Origin of the sequence: Methanobrevibacter sp. (genome assembly GCF_045577275.1) — an archaeon.
Taxonomy (GTDB): Archaea; Methanobacteriota; Methanobacteria; order Methanobacteriales; family Methanobacteriaceae; genus Methanobrevibacter.
Map to the genome: position 1 here is coordinate 1 of NZ_JAZNIB010000105.1, position 8,195 is coordinate 8,195.

Consider the following 8,195-nt stretch of genomic DNA (forward strand, 5'->3'; position numbering starts at 1 on the left):
AAATAAGCATATTTTCATCAGGTTTTGTGTGATCGGAGTAACCTATTTCATAATTTGGATACAAATCCTTAAGGTTTTTTATCATAAGCAGATTAGCGTCACTGTTATCTGTTGGATAGGAAAGGACACAGTGCATGATTCCAATTCCCGCTTCTCCATTTGCGTATTTTTCATTGGTATTTTCTATTGTGTCAATAGCAAGTTTTATCTCATCAAGAGTGGAAGCACCTGTCGAAATGATGATGTCTTTTCCCTTTTCTGCAATTTTTTCAATGAATGGAATGTTTGTAAGGTCTGATGAGGAGATCTTATAGACATCCATAAATTCATCCAAATAGTCTATTGAATCAAAATCAAATGGTGTGGATAGGAACATGATTCCAATCTCATTGCAGTAGTCAGCTATTTCCCTATATTCTGCTTCTCCAAAGGAATCAAATTTCTTAAACAATTCGTATTGTGAAGTGGTAGGTTCCTCATTTGTATCCCAATATGCGGGAGAGTTTTTGGAAGCTATTGTATTTGCCTTATAGGATTGGAATTTAACTGCATTGCAACCTGCATCCTTCGCTTCTTTCACCATCAGTTTAGCTGCATCCATATTGCTTATATTTTCCTTTTTTGCAATATCATAATAGTTTACTCCTATTTCAGCTATTAAAAATGGTTCTTCATTGAATATGCTCATATTTTCACCTATTGATTTATGATTATTAAGATAATAATTATTAGTTTATAATAATTTTTAAGAATTATTTATTTTCCTTTTCCCATTCCTTATAGGATTGCTTGATTAACTTCTTAATGTTGTCAAATCCATGTTTCAAGTCAACTTCGCTCATTCTCTTGTTCATTTCACATCTTAATTGGAAGTCTTCAACTGTATTTTCAAATGTTTCTCTGATTTCTTCTTCGGAAACCTCTTCTCCTAAACCTAAGTTGATGAATCCATGTTCCACATTTCCAAAGATATGGCTTAATTCCCTTTCATTTTGACAAAGGCAGATGCAAGGAACTCCAAGTGAAGCTATTTCATACATGGTTCTTCCTGCTGATGTAAATATCAAGTCTGCATCGTGCATATGCTCGCTCATGTTCTTGACGTTTTCATAGATTTCTATTCTTTCATTGTCCTTGTATTTTTCTTGGATTTCTTTCTTATTTGCATATCCAAGTCCTAGGATAATTTCAATCTTGTTTTTGTAATTGCTCTTCAAGATTGCCTCAAGAACCTTTTCGGTTAGGTTATTTGGATCTGTTCCTCCAAATGTAAGAAGAACCTTTTTCACATCCTTTTCAATTTCCTTAAATGATTGATAGTAGAACTCATCCTTTAGAATGTAATATTTATGTCCGGAGTAAAGGTTTTTAAGAGGTATCTTATGTTCATATAATGCATCAAAGACCATATGTGCATATTTCACTCCTCCTCCAACATCTTCAAAGTTCACTATGAAGAATCCTTTGTTCCTAAGGGCTTTTGTATACTTTGAGTTTGTATTGAGGATGTCGTTGATTACAATATCTGGATCATATTCAACTATTTTCTCAACCAATTCATCTTTTGCCTCATCATCAGCCTCTTTTCCTTCGCCCTTATCGCTGTTGTGGGTAATGTAAGGATAGTTATTGTTGCTTACAATCTCTATTCCCAATGGCTGTGCCTCATCAAGCAAGAACATAACTTCATGATTGACCAATTTTGAAGCTATTGACAATGCCCTGTAGATATGGCCGGTTCCTATTTCATGAGATGCATCAGCTTTTATCAATATTTTCTTCTTCTTCATGATTCTCTCAGCAACCCACCAGTCCTCATAGTTATCGATGTCAATGCTTTCCTGTTTGGATATTTCAATAAGTCCAATATTGTCTCCAAGACGGCTGTTTTCAGTTACAAATTCTCTTTTTGTTGCGAATATGCTTCCAGTCTCTTTGTAGGCTTTTGGCAAGTATTGCCTGTTCACTCTTTCCTTGTATAATGGGAAATACTTCCTGTTCTCTTCATCGTATCCCCAACTTAAGTGCCTGTCATCCACCACGCTGATTATGGTGTCAAAGAATTCGTCATCGTTATTTTTGCTTAATAATGTTTCAATAGCTAAATCTAAGGTTTTTGTTTTTAGAAGTGGGGAAGTAGGCTGTACAGTGATTACGACATCATATTTCTCATTTGCACTTTTTTCCTTTTGAATTGTAGCATCATAAATTACAGGATCAAGAGGAATTGAATCTTCTGCAAGTTTTCCATCTCTTTTTATTGTCTCTGCACCAAATTTTTCTGCAATGAATTTGATTTCATTGTCATCAGTTGTCACAACAACGTCATCAACATATTTTGATGCCTTTCCCATTTCTATTGTATGTGCTATAAGTGGTTTTCCTCCAAGCAATCTTATGTTCTTACGAGGAATGCCTTTGGAACCGCCTCTAGCAGGGATTACAACTAAAATCTTTTTATCATCATACATTTTAAAACCTTTAGCTATTGATTTCTTAATTTTAATTTCATTAATCTTAAATTTTAAAATTTCATTCCAATTTTGTTTGAATTTTAAAAAATATTATTAATTAAGACAAACTAATAATAGTATATTATTAATTAATATTAAATTTTATTAATTAAGGAAGTTATTATTGAAATAATAATATAAAACAATATGATTAATTCATTAAAAAAATGACAAATTCAAAAAAATTAATTTGATAACTTATTATTAAAAAATCAAGGTGTTATGATGGCTAGTATGAAAGAGATGGCTGATACTTTATTAAAAAGAATAAATGATTTAGCCACTCCTGTTAAGATTATGCATGTTTGTGGTTCCCACGAACATACAATTATGGAACATGGTATCAGATCTTTGCTTCCTCCGGAAGTGGAAATCGTAGCTGGTCCTGGATGTCCAGTTTGTGTTGTTCCATCAAGAGAAATTGATGAATGCTTGCAATTGATAGATAAGGGAGTTACCATAACAACCTTCGGAGACATGTTAAGAGTTCCAGGTTCCAACGGTTCTCTTGCTGAAGCTAAAGCTGAAGGTGCTGATGTAAGAGTTGTTTATGGTATTCCAAATGCAGTTGAGATTGCTGAAAAAGTGGACAATGATGTTGTATTCATGTCTGCAGGTTTTGAAACCACAGCTCCTGCAACTGCTTCTGAATTATTGAACAAACCTCCTGAAAACTTCTCAATCATTTCATGTCACAGATTGATTCCACCTGCAATTGACTTTTTAATCAATTCCGGTGAAACCAACTTAAACGCATTGATTCAACCTGGACATGTATGTACAATTTTAGGTACTGAACCATTTGAAAAATTCTCTACTGAATATGGAATTCCTCAAGCTGTAGCAGGATTCAACCCATTGGATATCTTAATGTCCGTTTATATGATTTTAAGGCAAATCGACAACGGCACTCCGAGAATTGATAATGAATATAAGCGTGCTGTAAGAACCGAAGGAAATGTCATCGGTAAGGAAATGATGGATGAAGTCTTCCATGTAGTAAGCAGAGAATGGAGAGGTTTCCCTAAAATACCTGATTCAGTTCTTGAAGTCAATGATGAATTTGCTGAGTGGAATGCAAGAGAAAAGTATGATATTGAAGTCAAAGATGTTACAGAAGCGCCTAAAGGTTGTATTTGTGGCCCAATTTTAAGAGGTATGGCAAAACCAACCGACTGCAAACTATTCAGAAAAGCATGTAACCCAATGCATCCAATCGGTGCATGTATGGTAAGTAAGGAAGGAACATGTAATATTGCTCATAGATACAGCAGATAAGTGAATTATGATTAACACGGATATTGGGGTTTTAATATGGTAAAAATAGATGCAATAGCTGTAGATGTTGACGGAACAATTACTGACGGCAGAAGAAGGGTTTGTCACAGTGCATTGGATGCCCTTCGTAAAGCGGAAGATGCAGGCATTCCTGTAATCATTGCAACTGGAAACATTTCTCACTTTGCCTATGCAGTAGCTACACTTGTTGGAACTACTGGAGGATTGGTTTGTGAAAATGGTGGAGTCATTTATCAGGATGGATATAATGACAATAGGGTAATTGTTTTAGGAGATATTTCCAAAGCCCAAAAGGCTTATGATTTCCTGCTTGAAAAATTCGGCAAAGACATTCCATTTAAGATTGTGGAGGATTCTGATGCAAGGGTTTCTGAAATTTGTTTCTACAAAAACATGGACTCAGAACCTCTAAAAGACTTATTGAAAGACTTTGATGTGGAAATCTATGATAGCGGATTTGCACTTCACTTGACAGATCCTGAAGTTGATAAGGGAACCGGCCTTGCTGATTTGGCTAAACTTTTAGATTACAATATCGAAAACATCATGTGCATAGGTGACAGTGAAAACGATATTGATTTCCTCCGTGCTGGAGGATTTAAGGTTGCAGTTGCAAATGCCTGTGATGAGCTTAAGGAAATGGCAGATTATGTCTGTGAGAACAAGTACGGTGATGGAGTGGCTGAAGCTATTGACAAGTTTGTTTTTAACCAAGATTAATTGAATTATTGTTGTATTAATCGATTTTGATTAGTTATGCTTTATAAATATTATTTTATGTCATTTATTGTGTGATAATATGTTATATGAATTAGCGGAAGAAGCAAAAAGAGAAGTTTCAAAATATTCTGATGATTATGAGATCTTTTTGGACAGCAGTGAATTGCTCCAATTGGATACTCAGAAAACAGATTTGAATTTTGCAAAGGAAGAAATCAATTTAGGAATTGGTGTAAGGGTTATTAAAGATGGAAAGGTAGGGTTTGCTTTCACTTCAGATATGGGGGAAATTGCAAAGACCTGTGAAAATGCTTACTTGAATTCCAAACTCAATTCAGTAGATGAAAATTTCTCTTTTGCTGAAGTGGAAAAATTGCCTAAAATCAATGGAACCTTTGATAAGAAATTCAGAGATCTTGATTTGGATGAACTTACAGATTCCCTTAAATCCATATTGAACTGCATTGAAGACAATGGATGCCAAACAACTTCTGGAGGATTTTCAGCAGCAGAAGGTGAAGTGTTGATTGTCAATTCCAATGGTGTGGAAGCTTATGACAAATCCACAGGATTCGCTTTGGGAGTTTCCATAAATGCCCTAAAAGATGGTGATTTGGCAACTGCTTATGATTCAACTTCTTCATGTCTTTATGATTTGGATGGAATCAAATTGGCTGAAGACCTTTGTGATTTGGCTAAATCCTCTTTAGGAGGACAACATATTGACACCGCTGATAAAGATGTCATATTGGATTATCATGCAGTGACAGGATTGCTTTCCACATTCATGAGCGGATTCAGTTCAGATAATGTCCAAAGAGGAAGATCAAGGCTTGCAGGTAAAATCGGTGAAAAGATAGTTACCGAAGGTCTTTCAATTTTTGATGATGGAACTTATGATGGCGGTTTGAACTCTGGCGTAACTGATGATGAGGGAACAGCTTCCAGAAGAACCACTTTAGTTCAAGACGGTGTTCTTAAAGGATATTTATATGATATCTACACTGCAAATAAGGATGGGGTTAAAAGCACTTCAAATGGATTTAGAGGTTCATATGCAGGAACTCCTTCAGTAAGCGGTTCAAATATCATTTTTGATTTCAAGGAACATGCTTTGGAATCTGAAATAAATGACGCCTTTTTAGTTACTGATGTTTTGGGAGCACATACTGCAAACCCAATTACTGGCGATTTCTCAGTTGAGGCAAGCAATTCATTCTTAATTGAAAAGGGTGATAAGAAACCTATTAAAAAAGCTATGATATCTGGTAATATCTATGATTTGCTTGGTGATGCTGTAGCTGTAGGTGATGAGATAAAGCAAAGAGGATCTTTCATTGTTCCTAAATTGCTTTTACATGATGTCAGAGTGGTGGGTAACTAGTCCCACCAAAAAATTATTATTTTTTTTAATACTAATTTTTCATTAGTTTTTATACTTTTTTATACTCTTTTTATACAATATTTTTAAATCTGGCATTGATTTTTTTATCCATTTCTTTTATTTTTCTATCCATTCTTTTAGTGTCTGTCTTATATGCTTTTGAGACCTTTTTATTAATTTCCTTTTCTTTCTGTTTTAGATTCTTGTTAAATTTGGATGTTTTCATATCAAAAGCATCTTGAATGAAATTTTCAAGTTCATCTTGGGATGAAAAGTCTGCAAAGTTTTTTTCTATTATCTTATCTACTTTTTTATTAAGCTTTTTCTCTTCTTCCTTTTTAGATAATCTTTTTTTATTTTTAGAACCTTCTTTTGCCATAATTCCACCTCTTTTATAGATGAAATAGTAATTATTTCTATGAAAATAATGGAGGGATAAGATTATCCCATTTTGATAACCGGCAATTGAATTTCAGTTACCATATCGTTTTCATCATCAACTTCATATTTGTTTTTAATGTAAATTTCCTTAGGAGATCCTATAATGTCGTATTTGTTTTCAATGGAGTATTCAGCCATTGTATTATAGGTTTCCTGAATATTGTCCATGCTTCCATTATGGATAGCTGATAAGACTGTGTGTTCAATAAGGGTCACTATTCTAATCTCTTCAGTTTCATCAGGGTCTAATTCTGGGTTGATAGGAATTCCAACATCATAGACAACTTCATTTTCCTTTACAGTTCTTGGATTGTTGTAGAATATTGCAAATAATTTTCCAGCGGTTTCAATTTCCTCGACTTCTAACCAACCGCTCAATTTGCCGATAAGAACTTCCATATCATTTAGTGATCCTTTATAATTCATTATCGCTACTTTTTGGTCTTCAATTGTTTTTTCTTTGATTTCCATGTTTACACCTAAATATTAAATAATATCTTTTTAATCTATTTAAATCTTTTATTATAGTTATACAATGAGATTGTTGTAAATGCAATCAGTTAAACAAGATAACCTCTACCTCTTCACCTTCTTCAAGCAATTCGGTCTGTTTAGAAACTTTTGTATATCCTGCAGCACTTGCAAGGGAGAATATCGCTCCAGAGTCTTTAAATATCGGATAAACAGTATCATCTTCAACTCTGACCAATTGATATTGCATTCTTCCAATAGGTGAATGAATTCTTCTTGCTAAAGTTCCTTTAATTGTTTTGGATTCCTCTTCATCTTTAAATCCAGCTAACTTTTTGATTGCTGGTGCAACAAATACGTTGAAGATTACAATTGCAGATACTGGATTTCCTGGAAGTCCGATGACTATTTTACCATCAACAACTCCGAGAATGGTTGGCTTTCCAGGTTGGACAGTGATTCCGTGAATATAAACTTCTCCGAGCTCATCTAATATGTGTCTGATGTTGTCTCCAACACCTGCAGATGTTCCTCCTGAACATAAGAGAATGTCACATTCCTTCAATGAATCCCGAATCTTTGTTTTCAAGTCATCATAGACATCTTTTACAATACCTAAGCATTTTCCTTCTGCACCGCAATTGTCTGTTGCTGCCTTTATCATTTCACTATTGACATCATAGATTTTTCCAGGTTTCAATTCTTCCTGATTGGTCAGCAATTCGTTTCCAGTTGAAATGATTCCCACTTTAGGCTTTTTATAGACTTCAACAGTATCTATTCCCTGTGCAGCTATTACTCCTATCTTTGGAGGATTAAGGAGGATGTTTTCTTCAAGTATTGTTTGCCCTTCCTTCACATCAGAACCCTTTTGGCCAATGTCTTGAGTAGGGGTGACGCTTGTCAATATTTCAATCTCATCTTCTTCAAGTTCATCGTTATCTTCTGCCCTATTGCAGAATTCCACCATGACAACAGCATCAGCACCATTTGGAATAGGTGCTCCAGTGCTTATTTCCACACATTTTCCAAGTTCCACAGTCTTATCTGTAAATGATCCTGCTTCTAAAAAGTCAATGACCTTTAGCTTTTTTGGATTTTCTTCATTTACACCATAACTGTCTTCAGCTTTAATTGCAAATCCATCTTTCAATGACCTGTTAAATGGTGGAAAATCAATTTTACTTTCAATTTTGCTAAATGTGATTCTATTGTTGCTCTGTGAAATGTCTATAATTTCAGATTTTGGAGTATAAAGTTCATCAAATTTTTCATTAATGATTTCCTTTGCTTCGTCCACTTCTTTAATCTTTAAAAATTCTACACCCATTGTATGACCTTATAATTTTCATTAATTTTTAAATTAA

General features: G+C 34.3%; 8 protein-coding genes. 3 read left to right on the top strand and 5 right to left on the bottom strand.

Annotated elements, in window-relative coordinates; genetic code table 11:
- The coding region (locus tag ACKI67_RS03515; RefSeq protein WP_407462009.1) for an N-acetylneuraminate synthase family protein at positions 1 to 688 on the bottom strand (688 nt) is incomplete at its 3' end.
- A 64-nt stretch (positions 689 to 752) separates the two neighbouring features.
- Positions 753 to 2,471, bottom strand: a complete 1,719-nt coding sequence (gene pseG / locus ACKI67_RS03520) for a UDP-2,4-diacetamido-2,4,6-trideoxy-beta-L-altropyranose hydrolase (RefSeq protein WP_407462010.1) — start codon at positions 2,469 to 2,471, stop codon at positions 753 to 755.
- Between the two features lie 276 nt (positions 2,472 to 2,747).
- On the opposite strand from pseG, the gene hypD reads away from it, so the two are divergent.
- The 3 genes from hypD to ACKI67_RS03535 all read left to right on the top strand — a co-directional run bounded on the left by hypD (position 2,748) and on the right by ACKI67_RS03535 (position 5,916).
- Positions 2,748 to 3,791 carry a hydrogenase formation protein HypD gene (gene hypD / locus ACKI67_RS03525; protein WP_407462016.1) on the top strand — a complete coding sequence of 348 codons (1,044 nt, stop codon included), beginning with the start codon at positions 2,748 to 2,750 and terminating at the stop codon, positions 3,789 to 3,791.
- Positions 3,792 to 3,827: 36 nt separating this feature from the next.
- Positions 3,828 to 4,532, top strand: a complete 705-nt coding sequence (locus ACKI67_RS03530; RefSeq protein WP_407462011.1) for a phosphoglycolate phosphatase — start codon at positions 3,828 to 3,830, stop codon at positions 4,530 to 4,532.
- Positions 4,533 to 4,611: 79 nt separating this feature from the next.
- Positions 4,612 to 5,916: a TldD/PmbA family protein gene (locus tag ACKI67_RS03535; RefSeq protein ID WP_407462012.1), complete on the top strand. Its 1,305-nt coding sequence runs from the start codon at positions 4,612 to 4,614 to the stop codon at positions 5,914 to 5,916.
- A gap of 70 nt (positions 5,917 to 5,986) precedes the next feature.
- Here the strand turns inward: ACKI67_RS03535 and ACKI67_RS03540 are convergent, their stop codons facing one another.
- The 3 genes from ACKI67_RS03540 to glp all read right to left on the bottom strand — a co-directional run bounded on the left by ACKI67_RS03540 (position 5,987) and on the right by glp (position 8,158).
- Positions 5,987 to 6,295, bottom strand: coding sequence for a hypothetical protein (locus tag ACKI67_RS03540; RefSeq protein WP_407462013.1), 309 nt, complete (start codon positions 6,293 to 6,295; stop codon positions 5,987 to 5,989).
- 62 nt (positions 6,296 to 6,357) lie between these two features.
- Positions 6,358 to 6,828, bottom strand: a complete 471-nt coding sequence (locus tag ACKI67_RS03545; protein ID WP_407462014.1) for a GyrI-like domain-containing protein — start codon at positions 6,826 to 6,828, stop codon at positions 6,358 to 6,360.
- Positions 6,829 to 6,913: 85 nt separating this feature from the next.
- Positions 6,914 to 8,158 carry a gephyrin-like molybdotransferase Glp gene (glp, locus tag ACKI67_RS03550; protein WP_407462015.1) on the bottom strand — a complete coding sequence of 415 codons (1,245 nt, stop codon included), beginning with the start codon at positions 8,156 to 8,158 and terminating at the stop codon, positions 6,914 to 6,916.
- Positions 8,159 to 8,195 lie beyond the last annotated feature (37 nt).

Excerpts from the sequence above, each read along its gene's own strand:
- ACKI67_RS03540 (WP_407462013.1), bottom strand. The coding sequence starts at position 6,295 with ATGGCAAAAGAAGGTTCTAAAAATAAAAAAAGATTATCTAAAAAGGAA.
- hypD (WP_407462016.1), top strand. The coding sequence starts at position 2,748 with ATGAAAGAGATGGCTGATACTTTATTAAAAAGAATAAATGATTTAGCC.
- ACKI67_RS03535 (WP_407462012.1), top strand. The coding sequence starts at position 4,612 with ATGTTATATGAATTAGCGGAAGAAGCAAAAAGAGAAGTTTCAAAATAT.
- pseG (WP_407462010.1), bottom strand. The coding sequence starts at position 2,471 with ATGTATGATGATAAAAAGATTTTAGTTGTAATCCCTGCTAGAGGCGGT.
- ACKI67_RS03530 (WP_407462011.1), top strand. The coding sequence starts at position 3,828 with ATGGTAAAAATAGATGCAATAGCTGTAGATGTTGACGGAACAATTACT.
- glp (WP_407462015.1), bottom strand. The coding sequence starts at position 8,158 with ATGGGTGTAGAATTTTTAAAGATTAAAGAAGTGGACGAAGCAAAGGAA.
- ACKI67_RS03545 (WP_407462014.1), bottom strand. The coding sequence starts at position 6,828 with ATGGAAATCAAAGAAAAAACAATTGAAGACCAAAAAGTAGCGATAATG.